General features: G+C 62.1%; 16 protein-coding genes. 8 read left to right on the top strand and 8 right to left on the bottom strand.

The window, feature by feature from the left end:
• The first annotated feature begins 147 nt into the window (after positions 1–147).
• Genes NCS67_RS29195 through NCS67_RS29180 form a run of 4 tightly spaced genes read left to right on the top strand, consistent with a single transcriptional unit; the run spans position 148 to position 3165 of the window.
• Positions 148–843: an ABC transporter permease gene (locus tag NCS67_RS29195; protein ID WP_008346526.1), complete on the top strand. Its 696-nt coding sequence runs from the start codon at positions 148–150 to the stop codon at positions 841–843.
• Positions 840–1550: an ABC transporter permease gene (locus NCS67_RS29190; RefSeq protein ID WP_250437644.1), complete on the top strand. Its 711-nt coding sequence runs from the start codon at positions 840–842 to the stop codon at positions 1548–1550. Before NCS67_RS29195 ends, NCS67_RS29190 begins: the two co-directional genes overlap by 4 nt.
• Complete coding sequence (locus NCS67_RS29185; protein ID WP_008346522.1) at positions 1547–2344, top strand: ABC transporter ATP-binding protein; 798 nt, start codon at positions 1547–1549, stop codon at positions 2342–2344. Before NCS67_RS29190 ends, NCS67_RS29185 begins: the two co-directional genes overlap by 4 nt.
• Positions 2345–2394: 50 nt before the next feature.
• Positions 2395–3165, top strand: a complete 771-nt coding sequence (locus tag NCS67_RS29180; RefSeq protein WP_008346519.1) for an ABC transporter substrate-binding protein — start codon at positions 2395–2397, stop codon at positions 3163–3165.
• Between the two features lie 40 nt (positions 3166–3205).
• Here NCS67_RS29180 and NCS67_RS29175 read toward each other — a convergent pair whose 3' ends face one another.
• A complete protein-coding gene (locus NCS67_RS29175) occupies positions 3206–4492 on the bottom strand; it encodes a GAF domain-containing sensor histidine kinase (RefSeq protein WP_350029145.1) in 1287 nt (428 codons plus the stop codon).
• Between the two features lie 8 nt (positions 4493–4500).
• Between NCS67_RS29175 and NCS67_RS29170 the strand changes: the two genes are divergently transcribed.
• The 3 genes from NCS67_RS29170 (at position 4501) to NCS67_RS29160 (ending at position 6859) form a co-directional block, all read left to right on the top strand.
• The gene (locus tag NCS67_RS29170; protein ID WP_250437643.1) at positions 4501–5202 is read left to right on the top strand and encodes a hypothetical protein; all 702 of its coding nucleotides are present in this window, start codon (positions 4501–4503) and stop codon (positions 5200–5202) included.
• A 103-nt stretch (positions 5203–5305) separates the two neighbouring features.
• Entirely contained in the window at positions 5306–5722 is a 417-nt protein-coding gene (locus tag NCS67_RS29165) for a ribbon-helix-helix domain-containing protein (RefSeq protein WP_008346513.1), read from the top strand.
• Between the two features lie 33 nt (positions 5723–5755).
• Positions 5756–6859: an extracellular catalytic domain type 1 short-chain-length polyhydroxyalkanoate depolymerase gene (locus NCS67_RS29160; protein ID WP_250437642.1), complete on the top strand. Its 1104-nt coding sequence runs from the start codon at positions 5756–5758 to the stop codon at positions 6857–6859.
• A gap of 79 nt (positions 6860–6938) precedes the next feature.
• Here the strand turns inward: NCS67_RS29160 and NCS67_RS29155 are convergent, their stop codons facing one another.
• Genes NCS67_RS29155 through NCS67_RS29140 form a run of 4 tightly spaced genes read right to left on the bottom strand, consistent with a single transcriptional unit; the run spans position 6939 to position 11043 of the window.
• The gene (locus tag NCS67_RS29155; protein ID WP_250437641.1) at positions 6939–8324 is read right to left on the bottom strand and encodes a tripartite tricarboxylate transporter permease; all 1386 of its coding nucleotides are present in this window, start codon (positions 8322–8324) and stop codon (positions 6939–6941) included.
• Entirely contained in the window at positions 8324–8806 is a 483-nt protein-coding gene (locus NCS67_RS29150; RefSeq protein WP_250437640.1) for a hypothetical protein, read from the bottom strand. The genes NCS67_RS29155 and NCS67_RS29150 overlap by 1 nt, the downstream gene beginning before the upstream one ends.
• A 22-nt stretch (positions 8807–8828) precedes the next feature.
• Positions 8829–9767 (bottom strand): hydroxymethylglutaryl-CoA lyase, encoded by a 939-nt coding sequence (locus NCS67_RS29145; RefSeq protein ID WP_250437639.1) that lies wholly within the window; start codon positions 9765–9767, stop codon positions 8829–8831.
• Complete coding sequence (locus NCS67_RS29140) at positions 9760–11043, bottom strand: hydroxymethylglutaryl-CoA reductase, degradative (RefSeq protein ID WP_008346501.1); 1284 nt, start codon at positions 11041–11043, stop codon at positions 9760–9762. Before NCS67_RS29140 ends, NCS67_RS29145 begins: the two co-directional genes overlap by 8 nt.
• Before the next feature lie 176 nt (positions 11044–11219).
• Between NCS67_RS29140 and NCS67_RS29135 the strand changes: the two genes are divergently transcribed.
• Positions 11220–12596 carry an aminotransferase-like domain-containing protein gene (locus NCS67_RS29135; protein ID WP_250437638.1) on the top strand — a complete coding sequence of 459 codons (1377 nt, stop codon included), beginning with the start codon at positions 11220–11222 and terminating at the stop codon, positions 12594–12596.
• A 40-nt stretch (positions 12597–12636) separates the two neighbouring features.
• Here NCS67_RS29135 and NCS67_RS29130 read toward each other — a convergent pair whose 3' ends face one another.
• The 3 genes from NCS67_RS29130 to NCS67_RS29120 are packed head-to-tail and all read right to left on the bottom strand — an operon-like array spanning position 12637 to position 16670.
• Positions 12637–13686, bottom strand: coding sequence for a 2-dehydropantoate 2-reductase (locus NCS67_RS29130; RefSeq protein ID WP_250437637.1), 1050 nt, complete (start codon positions 13684–13686; stop codon positions 12637–12639).
• 16 nt (positions 13687–13702) lie between these two features.
• On the bottom strand, positions 13703–15100 hold the full coding sequence (pntB, locus tag NCS67_RS29125) for a Re/Si-specific NAD(P)(+) transhydrogenase subunit beta (protein ID WP_008346496.1): 1398 nt from the start codon (positions 15098–15100) through the stop codon (positions 13703–13705).
• A gap of 10 nt (positions 15101–15110) precedes the next feature.
• Positions 15111–16670 carry a Re/Si-specific NAD(P)(+) transhydrogenase subunit alpha gene (locus NCS67_RS29120; protein ID WP_250437636.1) on the bottom strand — a complete coding sequence of 520 codons (1560 nt, stop codon included), beginning with the start codon at positions 16668–16670 and terminating at the stop codon, positions 15111–15113.
• Positions 16671–16818 lie beyond the last annotated feature (148 nt).

The following is a 16818-nucleotide window of genomic DNA, read 5'->3' as shown; positions in this document are numbered from 1 at the left end:
TTCCGGCTGCGCAACAAGATTCTAAACTCGCGCATCTGAAAAATGCCGTTTTCCGGTTCTAAGTAGTTCCACTCATCGGAACTTTATTGACATCGAATTTGGCATGCGCTCAAATGTGCCACATCGGACACACAAGGGACATCGTCCATGAGTTCTCTTCTACACGGATATGGCGCGCTCGTTCTCGAAGGCGCGCTGCAGACCGTGCAACTGGCGGTCTGTTCGCTGGCGCTGGCCTTCGCGATCGGCTTGCTCGGCGCCTGCGCGAAGCTGTTCGGCAGCCGATGGATCGCAAAACTGGCCCGTCTCTACACGACGATCGTGCGCGGCGCACCGGATCTCGTGCTGATGCTGCTGCTCTACTACAGCATCCAGATTCTGCTAAACGGCATCACCGAGCGTTTGCATTGGACGCAGATCGATATCAAGCCTTTCGCGGCCGGTGTGATCGTGCTGGGTCTGATCCACGGCGCGTACTTTACCGAGACGCTCCGTGGCGCTTTTCTGGCGATTCCGCGCGGGCAACTCGAATCGGGCACTTCGCTCGGCATGTCGTTCGGTCATGTCCTTGCGCATATCCTGTTTCCGCAAATGATGCGCTATGCGCTGCCGGCGCTCGGAAACAACTGGCAAGTCATCGTCAAATCGACGGCGCTCGTATCCATCATCGGACTCTCGGATGTCGTCAAAGCCGCGCAAGACGCAGGCAAGACCACCACGCACTACTTCTTTTTTATCGGCGTGGCCGCATTCGTTTATTTGCTGATCACGACAGCATCCAATCTCGTATTACGTCACCTCGAAAATCGATATGACGTCGGCGTGCGCAAGGTGAACGTATGATCGACGTCTTTCGCGAATACTGGCGGCACTATCTTTATACCGACGGCTATCAGTTCACCGGATTGATCGTCACGATCTGGCTGCTGCTGTTCTCCGTCGTGCTCGGATCCGCACTGGCGGTGCCGATGGCCATCGCGCGCAGTTCCGCGAACCGTTTCCTGTCGCGCGCGGTCTGGCTTTACACCTATCTGTTTCGCGGCACACCGCTATTCGTTCAGTTACTGCTTTGCTATACGGGCGTGTTCAGCCTCGACGTGATTCGTAATCACGAGCTCACGAACGCGTTCTTTCGGGACGGAATGCATTGTTCGCTACTCGTTTTCGCATTGAATACATGCGCCTACACGACCGAGATTTTCGCCGGCGCGATCAAGGCCACGCCTGCGGGCGAGATCGAAGCCGGCGTGGCCGCGGGAATGTCGACGTTGCAGCTTTATCTGCACGTCATTCTCCCCTCCGCGCTGCGGCGCTCGTTACCGAGTTATAGCAATGAAGTCATTCTGGTCTTCCATTCGACTTCCGTTGCATTCGCTGCAACCGTGCCGGATCTGCTGAAAGTGGCGCGCGACGTGAATTCCGCGACCTATCAATCGTTCGCCGCATTCGGCATTGCGTTTCTGCTCTATTCCGCGATCACCTTTTCGCTGGTCTGGCTCTTTCGCCAGGCGGAAAACCGTTGGCTCGCTTACCTGACACCGCAAAAATGACTAACGATGTCTGCATCGATTCGTCGCGTTCACCTGAAAAAGTCGTGGTCGCCGATCTTCACAAAAGCTTCGGCACGCACGAAGTGCTGAAAGGCGTGTCGCTCAGCGCGCGCGCCGGCGACGTCATCAGCGTTCTCGGCTCGTCGGGCTCGGGCAAAAGCACGCTCTTGCGCTGCATGAACTTGCTCGAACATCCGTCGGCGGGCCGCATCTTCGTCAATCAGACGGAAATCCGCATGAAGCAGGACAGAACGGGCACGCTCAGGCCGGTCGACAAACATCAGTTGCGGCGCATACGGTCCAAGCTCGCGATGGTGTTTCAGCACTTCAACTTATGGCCGCATATGACGGTGCTCGAAAACGTGATTCATGCGCCGGTTCACGTACTCGGACTCGGTCGGCGCGAAGCCGAAGAATATGGCCGGGCCAATCTCGACAAGGTCGGTTTGGGCGTCGATATCGCCGGCCGTTACCCCGCGCATCTCTCGGGTGGCCAGCAACAGCGCGTCGCAATCGCCCGCGCACTGACGATGGATCCCGACGTTCTGCTTTTCGACGAGCCGACTTCCGCTCTCGATCCCGAACTCGTGTCCGAAGTGTTGAAGGTCATGCAGAAACTCGCGGCGGAAGGACGGACGATGATCGTGGTGACGCATGAGATGAACTTCGCCCGCAATGTTTCCAGCGAGATCATTTTTCTGCATGAAGGACGAATCGAAGAGCAAGGAAAACCGGCGGACCTGTTCGCCAATTCCGCAAGCAGCCGACTCCGAAGGTTTCTGTCCGCGGCATAGCTTTTCTTTCTCTTTATCGACAACAAGATCATCAGCCGGAGACTTCTGTAATGAAACGATTCGTGTCGACCCTGCTGTTTTGCGCGGCCGCCTTCACCTCATCGTATGCAAGCGCTCAGGATGCGTCGACGCTTCGATACGGCGTGGATCCGTCGCATCCGCCGTTTTCATCGCGCGACTCCAGCGGCAAGCTCGTCGGATTCGACATCGATCTCGGGACCGAAATCTGCAAGCGCATGCACGCAAAATGCGAATGGGTTCAGAACGACTTCGATGGCATGATTCCCGCGCTTCAGGCCAAGAAATTCGATGCCATTCTCGCGTCCATGTCGATTACCGACAAACGCAAACAGGTGATCGATTTCACATCGAGGTTATATAAGACGCCGAACAAACTGATCGTGCGTAAAGACACGAACCTCGAACCCACCGCGGAATCGCTGAAAGGAAGATCGATCGGTGTCCAGCAGGGCACCGTTCCCGAATCCTATGCGAAGGAACATTGGGCGCCCGCCGGCGCGCGCGTCGTTTCTTATCCGAATTTCGATCAGGTATTCGCGGATCTCGCCGCAGGCCGTCTCGATAGCTGCTTCACCGATGCAGCCGTCGGCGAGTACGGATTCCTGAGAACGCCGCAAGGCGCCGGTTTCAAGTTCACCGGCGGCAATGTCTATGCGAGCAACGGCGCGGGCATTGGAATCCGCAAGTCGGATATCGAACTGAAGGAAAAGATGAACAAGGCGATCGCCGACATGCTCGCCGACGGCACCTATAAACAACTCGCAGCCAGGTATTTCCAGTTCGATCCTTACGGCAGTTGAGAGGTTATCGTCTCGACGCCGGCATCAGCGGATCCCGACGTCACACTTGCCGAACGGGGATGATTGCAGTGAAACATGTGCCATCGGCGAGCGATGACGATACCTGCAGATCGCCATGGTGAGCCTGCACGATTTGCTTGCAGATGAAAAGACCGAGACCGAGACCCCCGCCTCGCGGTTGATCGGCGGGCCGCCAATATGGCTCGAACACTTTCCTGATGTCCTCGGGCGCAATGGCATCGCCACCGTTCTTCACGGCGATGATCAATTTCCCGGCCTCGACTTTCCCATTTACGGTAATAGGCAAGTCCGCCGCGCCATGCGTGATTGCATTGCCTAACAGATTGGACAATAGCTGCTGCATACGAACCGAATCGCAGTGGACGGTTCCTTCAATGGCGATGCTGTCTTCTATCATCAAGCCGGGATGACCCGCCTTTGCCTCGGAAACGATATCGCGCAAAAGCTTGCCGAGATCGGGCACCGGCGCGATGTGGGCGCCCAGTCCGGCGCCCAGGCGTCCGCGCGCGAAGTCCATTACATCGTCGATCAAACCCGCCATTCGGCCGGCGACCGCCTTCAATCGCAATCCGAGTTGAGTGATCTCGGTGGTTCCACCTTTGATCGAAAGATATTCGGCAATCGAATGCACCGCTGTTAGCGGATTGCGCAGGTCATGTCCGAGAACGGCGATGAACTGCTCACGCAATTCCGCGGTCTCGCGCGCGTGCGATAGCGCAGTTGCCGACGCAGAGCGGTTTTCCTCCAGTTCGAGCTCAAGCGCGATGAGCTTGGCGTACGCCTCGAACATGCACACGGTGCGGACATCGGACAGATAGCGCGGACGCGGATCGATCGCGCATAGATTGCCGAAGTACCGGCCGTTGGATAGAACGATCGGCACGGAGATATAACTTTGAAGGTTATAGATTCTGGCCGTGTGATGACCGCAGTAACGCGGATCGTTCCCGAAGTCATCGATGACGATCGATTCGCGCGCTTCTCGCGATTCGAAGCATAGCGTCGTCTTCAGATCGAGTTGACCGCCGACTTCCAGACCGAAGCCAATGTCGTCGTGAACGGCGCACGCTGTCCATGTATTGTCTGTCACGCGCGCGACCGCGGCGTAGCCCATCGATGTTCTTTCGCAAATCGCCTTGAGCATCGAGCCCACGGCACTCATGCGGCCGATAGCCTCGATGTCGTCCTTCAGTGCGTCAGGGCCGTCTTCCCCGGTCAAAGTTATCATGTCGAATGCTGCTGAGATGTGACAAGGCCGTATTATGCGCCGCGAACATTTCTTTTTAGCTCCGAAAGTCCTGCCCAATGCGAGACATGCTGACTTCTTTCTTCTGGAGCGGCGACGCGATCCGCAGTCGTCGCGTCAGTGACATCGTTCTATCCGGCACGCTCGATCTGCCTGCGCCTCCCGCGTCGATGCTCGCGGATTGGCAGAGAGAAACCACGACGCGTCGCGCGCTGCAACCCGGTGATGTCGAGCCGATGCATCTCGCGCGGACGCAATTTCGCTGGCCGGACTACAAACGCTGCGTGCAGGCCATGTCCGACTGGACCGGCGCGCTGCGGCTTCCCGCGGTGCTCGACGATAGCGACATGGCGTTGATGGCCTGTCGTGGCGCCAGGTATCACCATGACGGCGAGCAGTATGGCGGCGCCGCTTTTTGCAATCTCTTCCTGAGCGAAGACAAAGGTCTGGACCTGCACTTCCCCGCTACCGGACAACGCATTGCGCTGACGAGGGGAACGGCCGTGATCTTCGATACGGTCCAGCCTCACGGCGTCATTCAGCGCGACAGCGACCGCTTCTGCGCCGCTGACTTCCCCCCGGACCACGACTTCACCCAGATTTTCCTGACGTGGGAACTTCCCATCGAAGACGCCGATACCGGAAACGCGCTGAACGTCGTCTTCGATAGCGACCGCTCGAACGCGCTGCAACTCGAGGAAGCGCAAGTCTGGCTGAACGGCTCACGAACCGCCGTGTGCCCGGAATCGGGTTGCTGGGTGCGCGTCTGAGTCGCGATCGCGTCTGCGCTAAATCGCAAAAATCATCGTTGACGCTCTCTTGAAATCCTCCTATAACCATCCACATGGATGGTAACGGGAGGTTTTTCACACTATGGCAAAAGAAGTGCCGGATCGCTCGCGAGGCAGCGAAACCGAAAAAATCACGATCAATCTCGGTCCGGTCGACTTGGGCCAGATCGATCTGCTCGTCGAGGAAGGCTTTTACTCGAACCGGACGGATCTGATCCGCACGGCCATCCGCAATCAGTTGTCGATTCATGCGCCGGCTCTGAAGGACACCGTGACGCGCCGCGAACTCGTGCTCGGCCTTCAGCATTTTTCGAAACAGGATCTCGAGGCGGCATGCGCGGCCAATCAGCGTCTGCGGATTCAGGTGCTCGGTTTGGCGAGCATTGCCATGGACGTCTCCCCCGAACTCGCGCTGGCAGCGATCGACTCGATTCTGGTTCGAGGCGCGCTCCATGCGTCACCGGCAGTCAAGGCCGCATTGGCGGATCGAATCCGCTGATGCGCCTGACGCCTTCCCGCTAACGGAATGAACATGAAACTCAACGAAGGTTTTTTGGACTCGATGAAAGAGGCATTCGCGCTCTTTCGCAGCAACGATCCCGCCGCGGCCGCGGAAATCGTCAAACGCGCCATGCGCGGCGAACGGACGGACACGGCAACCGCGCACCCTAACCCGCAGGACGACACGACGACCGCGCGATTCGCCGATCTCTTGCAACCCCGGCGCCACGCCGGCAAGACGCGGACTGATGCGGACGTGCAGGATCGCGGGCACTTCAGCACGCGTCGTTATGTCGGCGCCGCCGGTCAACGCGATTACAAGGTCTACGTACCCGCTCATTCACGTCGCGATCCTTTACCGCTGATCGTCATGCTGCACGGCTGCACCCAGGACGCCGACGACTTCGCATCCGGCACGCGGATGAACGCGCTCGCCGAAACGCACGGCTTTATCGTCGCTTATCCGATCCAGCCGCAGAACGCGAATACGTCGAAATGCTGGAACTGGTTCAGGCACGGCGACCAGCAGCGCGACCACGGCGAGCCGTCGCTGATCGCGGGCATCACGCGAGAGGTGATGGCCGATCACGACGTCGATCCGAAACGCGTCTTCGTTGCGGGGCTTTCGGCCGGCGGCGCAATGGCGGCGATCGTGGCGCAAACCTATCCCGACCTTTACGCGGCAGCAGGCATTCACTCGGGCCTGCCCGTGGGATGCGCGCACGACTTGCCATCGGCGCTGGCGGCCATGCGCGGCGGCAAGGCCCGATCCAAGGCGCGCAAAGCCGGCCGGGCGGACATTCATCACGCGCAGGCGTCGCAATGCCCGCTGATCGTCTTTCACGGCGATGCCGATGCCACCGTGCATCCTTCGAACGCCAACGAACTGGTACGCGAGTTTTCTGCGGGCGAAGCGACACCCGCCCGCGCGTCGAGCGGTGACGGCCGGGCGCGCAAACATACGGTCCGGCACATGACGTCGCAAGCCGGGGTGGATGCAGAACTCTGGATCATCCACGGCGCGCCGCATGCGTGGTCCGGTGGCTCGTCAAGCGGAAGCTATACCGATCCGTCCGGCCCCGACGCCAGTGCCGAAATGCTGCGATTCTTTCTCGAACATCCGCGCCGGCAGTGAGCGGTCGCCTTTGCGCCCTCGATCGGCGGCGTCCGACCGGTTGCCGCCGGTCGGATAACGAAACGCAGCGCGCACCGCGTCACGCGCCAAAGGCCTTCGTCAAAGCCGGCACGCTCAACACCGCCGTGTAATAGCCCATGAACTGCACGCCGGTATTGAAGCCGAAGTTGCGCGACAGCAATCCGCCGAGCAAGCCCACGCTCAGAATCACGAGCAGACCGAGCAGTTGCCCTTCCCACACGCTGATTACGACGATCAGACCGACGAACGTCGCGATGATCGCCTCGTGACTCAGCTTCCTCGCGACGAACGACGCCGCGCGATGCGCGTAGTTCATCGACAGCGGATACGCGACGAGCGCCGCGAGCACGACCGCGAGCAAGCCGAAGCCGAGGAACTGCCACGTCGTCATCAACGTATGCAGATTGTTGATGTGGCCCGTCGCCGTATCGACGAAAAAGCGCGGCGGTGCGTTGAATAGCGGCGCGGCCGGTCCCGCCGCGACAGGACTCAGCGGCAGACCGAACGCGATCAGCGGAATCAGCGCTTCGGCGAGGTAAGTCGCTTCGGTCACGCCGTTGCGCGCGGAGATCACCGTCGTCAGGCGATGATACGCATGCTTCACACGCGAGCCGACGAGTTCGCCGAGCACGACCGTCATCGCGACCGGGCTGAACACGAATGTCGCGCTCGATATCGCCGCGGTGGCCGCGACCCAGCCGCGTTGCTGGCCGTCGAGCACTTTCATCGGATTGGGGAAGTAGCCGCTCCAGCCCTTCACGTCGGGCGCGAGCGAGAACGTGCGGACGCGTTCGCGGCGCATGCGGGCGCGATCGGCGGGCGAGAGTATCGAGAACAGATCGGCGATGAGCGGCCCGATCGCGATGCCGAGGAAGTAGCTCACCGAGAGCTTCACGCCGTATTTGCCCGTGAGCGCCTGAAGACCGACGATCACCAGCACGAACGGCACGAGCAGAAACACCGAGGCCCATCGTCCCGACGAAAAGAACGCAATGGCGACCGATGCCGCGAGAAACACCCACGGCGCGGCCTTCGTGATGACCGGCCCGAACGGCGCGAGCAGCACCGCGAACAGCACCGCGAGCGGCACGGCGACGAACGCCGCGACGATCGCGCCCGAGATCATCTTGCGCAGGGCGATATGCGGCACGCCGAGGTTGCGCAGCATCGTCGCCTGTTGCAGCAGGGGCGTGGCGAGCGTGTCGCCGGGAATGCCGAGCAAGGCGGTCGGAATCGCGTGCGTCATGTGCTTCGACACCGCGCCCGCCATGAAGAAGGAAAATACGCCGACGGGCGGCACGCCGAGCAGCACGACGAGCAAGGTGAGCGGCGCGAGCGTCGTGGTTTCATCGGTGCCCGAAATGAGGCCGATGCCGGAGAACACGATCGCGCCGATGAGTCCCATCCCGAGCGCGACGAGCAGTTGAGTGACGAACGGTTCCATCAGCGCGCTCCTTCGCGTTGTTCATCGCGTTGTTCATATTCGGCGAAAAGCTCGTACAAACCGAGCTCCTTCATTTCCGCGACGACCGAAGGCGGCAGGTCCGCGACGCGCCCGAGTCCGCCCGCTTCGTTCGCGAGCTGCTTCAGCACTTCCTCGCGGCCCGCCGCGCCGTGCGCTTCCTCGACCACTTCGCGCTTCGGCTTGAAGAGCTTCGCGCAGACCGCGCCCGCGATCAGGCATCCGGCGAGGCCGACGAGCATCGCGTAAGCGCGGGCCATCGCGGCATCGGGCACATAAGCGGCGAGCACGCGATTCGCGATGGCGAACGCGCCGTAGCTGATCGCGATGCCGAGCACGACCGACCACGCGAGATGCCGCGTATCGACGGTATCGCCCCATATTTCGACGAGCTGATACTCCGTCGTTTCGGCGCTTTGCGAGAGCGCCCGGCCGCGCTCGTGCGCGGCGAGTTGCTGTTCCATGTCTCCTCCTTGAATGGAGTGATCAGATGCACTGCTCTTCTTGTCCCTGACGCTTGGCCTCGAGTGCGCGCGCCACGCGCGATGACGTTTCGCGCTTCAATGCCGTCGAAATGAATGCGCCCGCTTGCACAAGTCCGTTCAGATCGACGCCCGTCTCGATGCCCATGCCCTCGCACAAATAGACGATGTCCTCCGTTGCGGCGTTGCCCGTCGCGCCCGGCGAATACGGACATCCGCCGATGCCCGATACCGAGCCATCGAACACCGCGACGCCGCGTTGCAGCGCCGCGTGCACGTTCGCGGCGGCCATGCCCCACGTATCGTGGAAGTGACCGGCGAGCGCATCGACGGGAATGTGTTCGATGCACGCGTCGAGCATCGCCTGGGTTTTTAGCGGCGTGCCCGCGCCGATGGTATCGCCGAGACTGATCTCGTAGCAGCCCATGTCGAAGAGCTTCCTTGCGACGCGCGCGACGGCTTGCGGCGCAATCTCGCCTTCGAACGGGCATCCGAGCACGCAGGATACATAGCCGCGAATGCGTACGTTCGCCTCGCGCGCCGCCGCGATCACCGGTTCGAAGCGCGCGATGCTTTCGTCGATCGAACAGTTGATGTTCTTCTGCGAGAACGATTCGGATGCCGCCGCGAAGACCGCGATTTCATCGACATGCGATGCGAGCGCGGCGTCGAGGCCCTTCATGTTCGGCACGAGCGCGGCGAGCGTCGTGTGCGTGGCGCACGCCTTGTCGCGCACGCGTTCGAGCACGTGCGCGCCATCGGCCATTTGCGGCACCCATTTCGGCGATACGAACGAGGCCGCTTCGACATAGCGCACGCCCGCATCGATCAGGCGCTCGATGAGTTCGGCCTTCACATCGGCCGATACGGGCGACGGCTCGTTCTGCAAGCCGTCGCGCGGACCGACTTCGACGATGCGTACGCGCTTCGGCAGCTCATTCATCGCGCGGCCCTTGCAGAAGACTCATGCCGTAATCGACGCTCACGTTGCGCGCGGCGACCATCTTCTTCACGACCCAGTCGATATCCGTTCCACTCGCGCCCGCTGCCAGCGCGATGTTGCGCGCGTGCAGCGCCATGTGGCCGCGCTGGATGCCCTCCGTCGAGAGCGCACGCAACGCGCCCATGTTCTGCGCGAGACCGACCGCGACGGCGATCTCGCCGAGTTCCTGCGCCGAGCCCACGTTCATGATCTTCAACGCGAGACGCGCGAGCGGATGCGTCTTCGTCGCGCCGCCGACGAGTCCGACGGGCATCGGCATTTCGATCGTGCCGACGAGGTCGCCGTCGTTCGCCACTTCCCACGTCGTCAGCGACGTATAGCGCCCGCCGCGGCTCGCGTACGCGTGCGCGCCCGCCTCGACCGCGCGCCAGTCGTTGCCCGTCGCGACGATCACCGGATCGATCCCGTTCATGATGCCCTTGTTGTGCGTGGCGGCGCGGTACGGATCGATCGCCGCGAACAGATACGCATCGACGACGCCGGCGATCACGTCCTCGCCCGCGTATTCCTTCGTTTGCAGCGTGGCCGCACTGTAGCGAACCTGCGCGCGCGCGAGGCGCAGATCCGCGAGATTCGACAGGATGCGCAGACGCACCTTGCCGCCCGTGATTTCCTCCATGCGGCCCGCGACGGTTTCGGCCATCGTGTTGACGGTGTTCGCGCCCATTGCGTCGCGCACGTCGACGATCAGATGCGCGACGATCATCGCGCCGCGCGGCGTGTCCGGAAACACGTGCACTTCGATGTCGCGGCAGCCGCCGCCGAGACCGATCAGCACCTTGTCGCGCGCGTTCGCCATTTCGATCAGCTCGTCGCGATGCTTGAGAATCGCAAGCCGCGCGCCATACGGGTCCGACACGCCGACGATCTGCACTTGCGCGCGCATCAACGGCCCGGTGCTGGAGGTGCGAAAGCCGCCCGCCTCGCGCGAGAGCTTCGCCATGAACGACGCCGCGGCGACGATCGACGGCTCTTCGACCGCCATCGGCACCAGCACGTCGCGGCCGTTGATCTGGAAGTAGCCCGCCACCGCCATCGGCAATTCGAACGTGCCGACGACGTTTTCGATCATGCCGTTCGCGGTTTCGAGCGGCAGCGCGCCGGGTTTCGCGAGGAGCGCGTGCTCGGCGTCGTCGAGGTCCGCTGCCTGCGCGATGTGCGAGAGGCGTTGCGCGGGCGACATCGCGCGGAAGTTCGGCAACTTCGAATCGATCATGTGTCTTCCTCTTCTGTCTGGATGTGTGTCGTGAGTGTTCGCTTTCGATGCTTGCAGCAACGCACCGGGTGAGCGAATAATAGGCTGACTGTACCCATTTCAAAGGTACAATTCCGACAAACAGTGACCTTGCTGTACCCATTACAGCAGGATCATTTTCAGAACAGGTCGATACGATGCGGCATGAGAAGCCGAGCCTGTCTGCGACACTCGCGGACAATCTCGCCAGACAGATCACCGAAGGTGTGCTGCGCGCGGGCGACAAACTCCCGTCGATCAGGGAATACGCTGAGGCGAACGGCTGCGCAAAAAACACCGTCATCAGCGCGTTCGACATGCTGACGGCGAACGGTCTCATCGAGCCGCGACGCGGCGCGGGCTTTTACGTCGCGAGCGTGGCGAAGCCGCAGCAGCATGACGAAGATGCGCCGACGCTCGATCGCGCGATGGATTCGGTCTGGCTCATGCGCGAACAGTTGCAGAGCAAGACGGACTTTCTCAATCTCGGTGAGGGATTTCCGCCCGTCGCATGGCTCGAAGAGACGCGGCTCGATCACTTCCACCAGCGCGTGGTGCGAACCGGTGTCGCGTCGCTGTTTCGTTACGGCAGCCGCTTCGGCTATCTGCCCTTGCGTCAGCATCTGCAGCAAAAGCTCGCCGGCTATGAGATCGAAGCCGCGCCGCAACAGATCGTCCTCACGCACGGCGCGAATCAGGCGATGGACATGGTCGTGCGTTACTTCGTGCGCCCGGGCGACACCGTGCTCGTCGACGATCCCGGCTATTACGCGCTGTTCGGCAAGCTGAAGCTGTCGGGCGCGAATATCGTCGGCGTGCCGCGCGCGGTCGACGGGCCGGATATCGCGGCGCTGGAGGAGCGGCTCAAGACGCATCGGCCGCGGCTCTTCTTCACGCAATCGGTCGGACATAATCCGACCGCGACGGACATCAGCGCGGCGAAGGCGCACCGCGTTCTGCAACTGGCGGAAGCGCACGATCTGATCGTCGTCGAGAACGACGCCCTCGCCGATCTCAAGCCGCGCTCGGCGACGCGCATCAGCGCGCTGGATCAATTGCGGCGCACGATTTATATCGGCAGCTTTTCGAAGTCGGTGTCGGCGGCGCTGCGCGTGGGCTTTCTCGCCTGCGATGCCGATCTCGCCAGCGATCTCGCCGACGTGAAGATGCTCACGCACGTAAGCAGCAGCGAATACTGCGAGCGCACGCTCGATGCGATCGTCGGCGACGGACACTTTCTGCGTCACACGAACCGCTTGCAGGACCGCCTCAAACGCGCGACGGCGACGGGCGTCGAAGCGTTGACGCGTCTTGGCGCGACCATCTTCAAGGTCAGCGATCAGAGTCTTTATCTATGGGCGCGTTTGCCCGCGCACGACGATTCGATAGCGTTCGCGAAGGAGATGCTCGGCAAGCACGTGATCCTCGCGCCGGGGACGATTTTTTCCGCGCACGCGAACATCGTTTCGCCGTGGTTTCGCTTCAATGTCGCGTATCTCGGCGACCCGCGATTCTCGAACGCACTCGCGCCTTGAAACGCCGGGCACGCCTGCCCGACGTGTCGCTACGCTGCAATTACGCGCTGGCTACTGCTGCCAGGCCCGTCCGCGAAGACTTCTCGGCCACGGGGGTCGATTGTCCCGCCGATTGAAGCGAAGGCTCTGCCATCTGTCCTCGCAGCTTGATGAGCGCGAGCACCGTATCGATCGTCGGTGTCGCCTGCCCGACGAGACGCCCCATTTCCTGGACAACGGTAAGGAGCGGATCGATTTCCATCGGCCGGTTGGCCTCGAGATCCTGGAGCATCGACGTCTTGTGCGCGCCGACCGCACCCGCACCGTCGATACGTCTTTCGACATCGACACGGAAATGCACGTCGAAGCGATCCGCGATCGCTTTCGCCTCCAGCATCATCGCTTTCGACACGGCGCGCGTGGCCGGATTGCTCGTAATGACATCGAGCGTTGCATGAGTCAATGCGCTGATCGGATTGAAGCAGAGGTTGCCCCAGAGCTTCAGCCAGATTTCATCGCGAATACGCTCCCGAATGGGCGCATCCAGATCCGCCGCGCTCATGATTTCATGCAGCTTCTGAACGCGCTCGCTGCGCGCTCCATTCGGTTCGCCGATGGGGAACTTCTTGCCGTACACATGGCGAATCACGCCCGGCGCGACGACTTCCGCCGCCGGATACACGACACAACCGATCGCACGCTCCGGTCCGAGCGCGTTCCATTGCTTCGCGCCGGGATCGATGCTGTCGAGCGTGGAGCCTTCCAGCTCGCCGCCATGCTTGTAGAAGTACCAGTACGGAATGCCGTTGACGGCCGTGACGATAGCCGTCTCTGGTCCGAGCAAAGTCTGGATCTGGCCGACGACGCCCGGCACCGAATGCGCTTTCAACGCGATGATCACGTAGTCTTGCGGACCCAGCTCGCGCGGATCCGGCGCGCATCTGACCTTGACGACACGTTCCCCGCCATCGATTTGCAGCCGTACACCGTTTTCCTGCATCGCCGCGAGATGCGGACCGCGCGCAACGAAGCTCACGTCCGCGCCCGCCGACGCCAGTTGCGCGCCCATATATGCACCGATCGCTCCGGCGCCATACACACAGATCTTCATCGTTTAGACCCCTATCTCAAGCGCCAAGATGACTGAGCAACGCATCGACACTGCCCTTCGCATCGCCGAAGAGCATCCGCGTGTTTTCCTTATAGAAGAGCGGATTGTCGACGCCGGCGTAGCCTGCCGCCATGCTTCGTTTGGACACGACCACGGTGCGCGCCTTCCACACTTCGAGCACGGGCATCCCGGCGATGGGACTGCCGGGATCCTCCAGCGCGCCGGGATTCACGATGTCGTTTGCGCCGATCACCAGCACGACATCCGTGTTGGAAAAGTCGTCGTTGATCTCGTCCATCTCGAGGACGATGTCGTAGGGCACCTTCGCCTCCGCGAGCAGCACGTTCATGTGCCCCGGCAAGCGGCCCGCCACCGGATGAATGCCGAATCGCACGTTCACGCCCTTGCTGCGCAGCTTCTTCGTGATCTCGCTGATCGTCGCCTGAGCCTGCGCGACCGCCATGCCGTAACCGGGCACGATGACGACTTCCGACGCATCGCGCAGCAGCGAGCCGACTTCATCGACCGTGACCGGCGCGACTTCACCCTCGATCGTCTTCGAAGCGGTCGAGGTCGCCGTGCCGAATCCGCCGAGAATCACGGAGAGGAACTTGCGGTTCATCGCGCGGCACATGATGTAGCTCAGAATCGCTCCGCTCGACCCGACCAGCGCGCCGGTCACGATCAGCAGATCGTTGCTCAACATGAAACCCGTCGCGGCGGCGGCCCAGCCCGAATAGCTGTTCAGCATCGACACGACCACCGGCATGTCCGCGCCGCCGATCGCCATCACCAGATGCACGCCGATCAGCGCGGCGATGACGGTCATCGTCAAGAGCGAGCTGATGCCCACATCGGCGTCGGGCGCTGTCAGGAACACATAGCCGAGCGCGATGCACGCGAACACGCCGACGAGATTCAGCGTGTGCCGCATCGGCAGCAGCAACGGCTTGCCGCCTACCACGCCCTGCAACTTCAGAAACGCGGCGATGGACCCCGTGAACGTTACCGCGCCGATGAACACGCCGAGATAGATCTCCACGTTGTGGACCGACTGCGCCGCGCTGTCCGATTCCGCGCCGGCTGCCGGCGACAGGTAGCTCGCAATGGCGACCAGCACGGCCGCGAGACCCACGAAGCTGTGCAATGCCGCGACGAGTTGCGGCATTTGCGTCATCTCGACGCGCCGCGCGAGGATCGCGCCGCCCGCGATGCCGATCGCCATCAGCGCGGCGACGGCCGGCAACGCTTCCCCGCCGTTGAGCCAGAGCGTGGTGACGATCGCGATGGCCATGCCGGCGACGCCATAGAGATTGCCGCGCCGCGCCGTCGATGGATGACTGAGCCCGCGCAGGCTCAGGATGAACAGCACACTCGCCGCCAGATAGGCGATGCTTCCGATTCCAGTTTGCATGTCGATCTCCTTAGCGCTGGAACATGTTCAGCATGCGTTGAGTGACGAGAAAGCCGCCAGCGATATTGATTGTCGCGACGAGGATCGCGAGGCCCGCGAGAATCGCGACCAGATGATCCGGCGTGCCGACCTGCAGCAGCGCCCCCGTCACGATGATTCCGCTGACCGCGTTGGTCACGCTCATCAGCGGCGTGTGCAAGGCGGGCGTCACATTCCACACGACCTGAAAGCCGACGAAGATCGCCAGCACGAACACCGTGAAGTGCGCGACGAACGCAGGCGGCGCAACGGCGCCGAGCGCGGCAAGCAACGCAGCCGCGATGACGAGCCCGGCCACGCCGATCCATCCCGCGCGACGCTTCTGTTCGATGGTCACGGCAATCGTTGCAGCGGGCTTTGCGGCAGCGGGCGGCGCAATCGCGGGCTCCGGCTTCTTGGGCGGCGGCCATTTCACCTCGCCGCGCAGCACGACGGTGACGCCGCGCATCACTTCGTCATCGGTATCGAGCGTGATTTCGCCGTTCTTCTGCGGCGTCAGATCGGTCAGAAGATGCCGCAGATTGGTGCCGTACAACTGGCTCGATTGCGTTGCCATGCGCGATGGCAGATCCGTATAGCCGACGATCGTGACGCCTTCGATCGATGCCGCCTCGCCCGGCCGCGTCAGCTCGCAGTTGCCGCCCTGCTCCGCCGCCATGTCGACGATCACGCTGCCTTGGCGCATGCTGCGCACCATGTCGGCGGTGATCAGTTTCGGCGCGGGCTTGCCCGGAATCAGCGCGGTCGTCACGATGACGTCGACGTCTTTTGCCTGCGCGGCGAACAGCGCCATTTCAGCCGCGATGAATTCGGCGCTCATCTCTTTCGCGTAGCCGCCGCTGCCGCTGCCGTCCTCGACGTAGTCCAGTTCGAGAAACTCGGCGCCCATGCTTTCCACCTGCTGCCGCACTTCGGGCCGCGTATCGAAAGCACGGACGATCGCGCCGAGACTGCGCGCCGCGCCGATCGCCGCCAATCCCGCGACGCCCGCGCCGATCACCATCACTTTCGCGGGCGCGATCTTGCCCGCCGCCGTGATCTGTCCCATGAAGCCGCGGCCGAACTGGTGCGCCGCTTCGATGACCGCGCGATAGCCCGCCATGTTGGCCATCGAACTCAACGCATCGAGCTTTTGAGCGCGCGAGATGCGCGGCACGCAGTCCATCGCGAGCACGGTGACGTTGCGCGCAGAGAGGCGCGTCAACAACGCTTCGTTCTGCGCCGGCCAGATGAAACTGATGAGCGTCGATCCTTCGCGCAGCAACTCGACTTCATCGCCCACGGGCGCAATGGAAGGCGCACGCACTTTCACGACGATATCCGCGTCCGCATAGAGCGACGGCGCATTCTCCACGATTCGCGCACCCGCAGCGCGATAGGCATCGTCGGAGAATGCGGCAAGCTCACCCGCGCCGGCCTCGACGCTCACTTCAAATCCGAGCTTCAGCAGATGCCCGACTACTTCCGGCGTCAACGCGACGCGACGCTCCCCGGGAAAGCGTTCCCGTGGCACAGCAATCATCATTGGCATGACTAAATTCCCAATCGACGGTTTCAATTCTTCAGTGGCGCGCGCCTGCATTCGGCTGGCGAGCATGCCGAACCTCGCATCAGCGAGAAAGCTGGCGCGAGATACGAATAATGGTCAGTGTCTGGTCGGTCAGCCGCGTATACGGGCA

Source organism: Caballeronia sp. ATUFL_F2_KS9A (assembly GCF_023630765.1).
GTDB lineage: Bacteria > Pseudomonadota > Gammaproteobacteria > Burkholderiales > Burkholderiaceae > Caballeronia > Caballeronia zhejiangensis.
Note: the sequence above shows the minus strand (reverse complement) of the source record. Positions and strands in the feature narration are given on the sequence as shown.

Coding starts and splice junctions, on each gene's coding strand:
- NCS67_RS29195 (WP_008346526.1), top strand. CDS start 148: ATGAGTTCTCTTCTACACGGATATGGCGCGCTCGTTCTCGAAGGCGCG.
- NCS67_RS29190 (WP_250437644.1), top strand. CDS start 840: ATGATCGACGTCTTTCGCGAATACTGGCGGCACTATCTTTATACCGAC.
- NCS67_RS29185 (WP_008346522.1), top strand. CDS start 1,547: ATGACTAACGATGTCTGCATCGATTCGTCGCGTTCACCTGAAAAAGTC.
- NCS67_RS29180 (WP_008346519.1), top strand. CDS start 2,395: ATGAAACGATTCGTGTCGACCCTGCTGTTTTGCGCGGCCGCCTTCACC.
- NCS67_RS29170 (WP_250437643.1), top strand. CDS start 4,501: ATGCTGACTTCTTTCTTCTGGAGCGGCGACGCGATCCGCAGTCGTCGC.
- NCS67_RS29165 (WP_008346513.1), top strand. CDS start 5,306: ATGGCAAAAGAAGTGCCGGATCGCTCGCGAGGCAGCGAAACCGAAAAA.
- NCS67_RS29160 (WP_250437642.1), top strand. CDS start 5,756: ATGAAACTCAACGAAGGTTTTTTGGACTCGATGAAAGAGGCATTCGCG.
- NCS67_RS29155 (WP_250437641.1), bottom strand. CDS start 8,324: ATGGAACCGTTCGTCACTCAACTGCTCGTCGCGCTCGGGATGGGACTC.
- NCS67_RS29150 (WP_250437640.1), bottom strand. CDS start 8,806: ATGGAACAGCAACTCGCCGCGCACGAGCGCGGCCGGGCGCTCTCGCAA.
- NCS67_RS29145 (WP_250437639.1), bottom strand. CDS start 9,767: ATGAATGAGCTGCCGAAGCGCGTACGCATCGTCGAAGTCGGTCCGCGC.
- NCS67_RS29140 (WP_008346501.1), bottom strand. CDS start 11,043: ATGATCGATTCGAAGTTGCCGAACTTCCGCGCGATGTCGCCCGCGCAA.
- NCS67_RS29135 (WP_250437638.1), top strand. CDS start 11,220: ATGCGGCATGAGAAGCCGAGCCTGTCTGCGACACTCGCGGACAATCTC.
- NCS67_RS29130 (WP_250437637.1), bottom strand. CDS start 13,686: ATGAAGATCTGTGTGTATGGCGCCGGAGCGATCGGTGCATATATGGGC.
- pntB (WP_008346496.1), bottom strand. CDS start 15,100: ATGCAAACTGGAATCGGAAGCATCGCCTATCTGGCGGCGAGTGTGCTG.
- NCS67_RS29120 (WP_250437636.1), bottom strand. CDS start 16,670: ATGCCAATGATGATTGCTGTGCCACGGGAACGCTTTCCCGGGGAGCGT.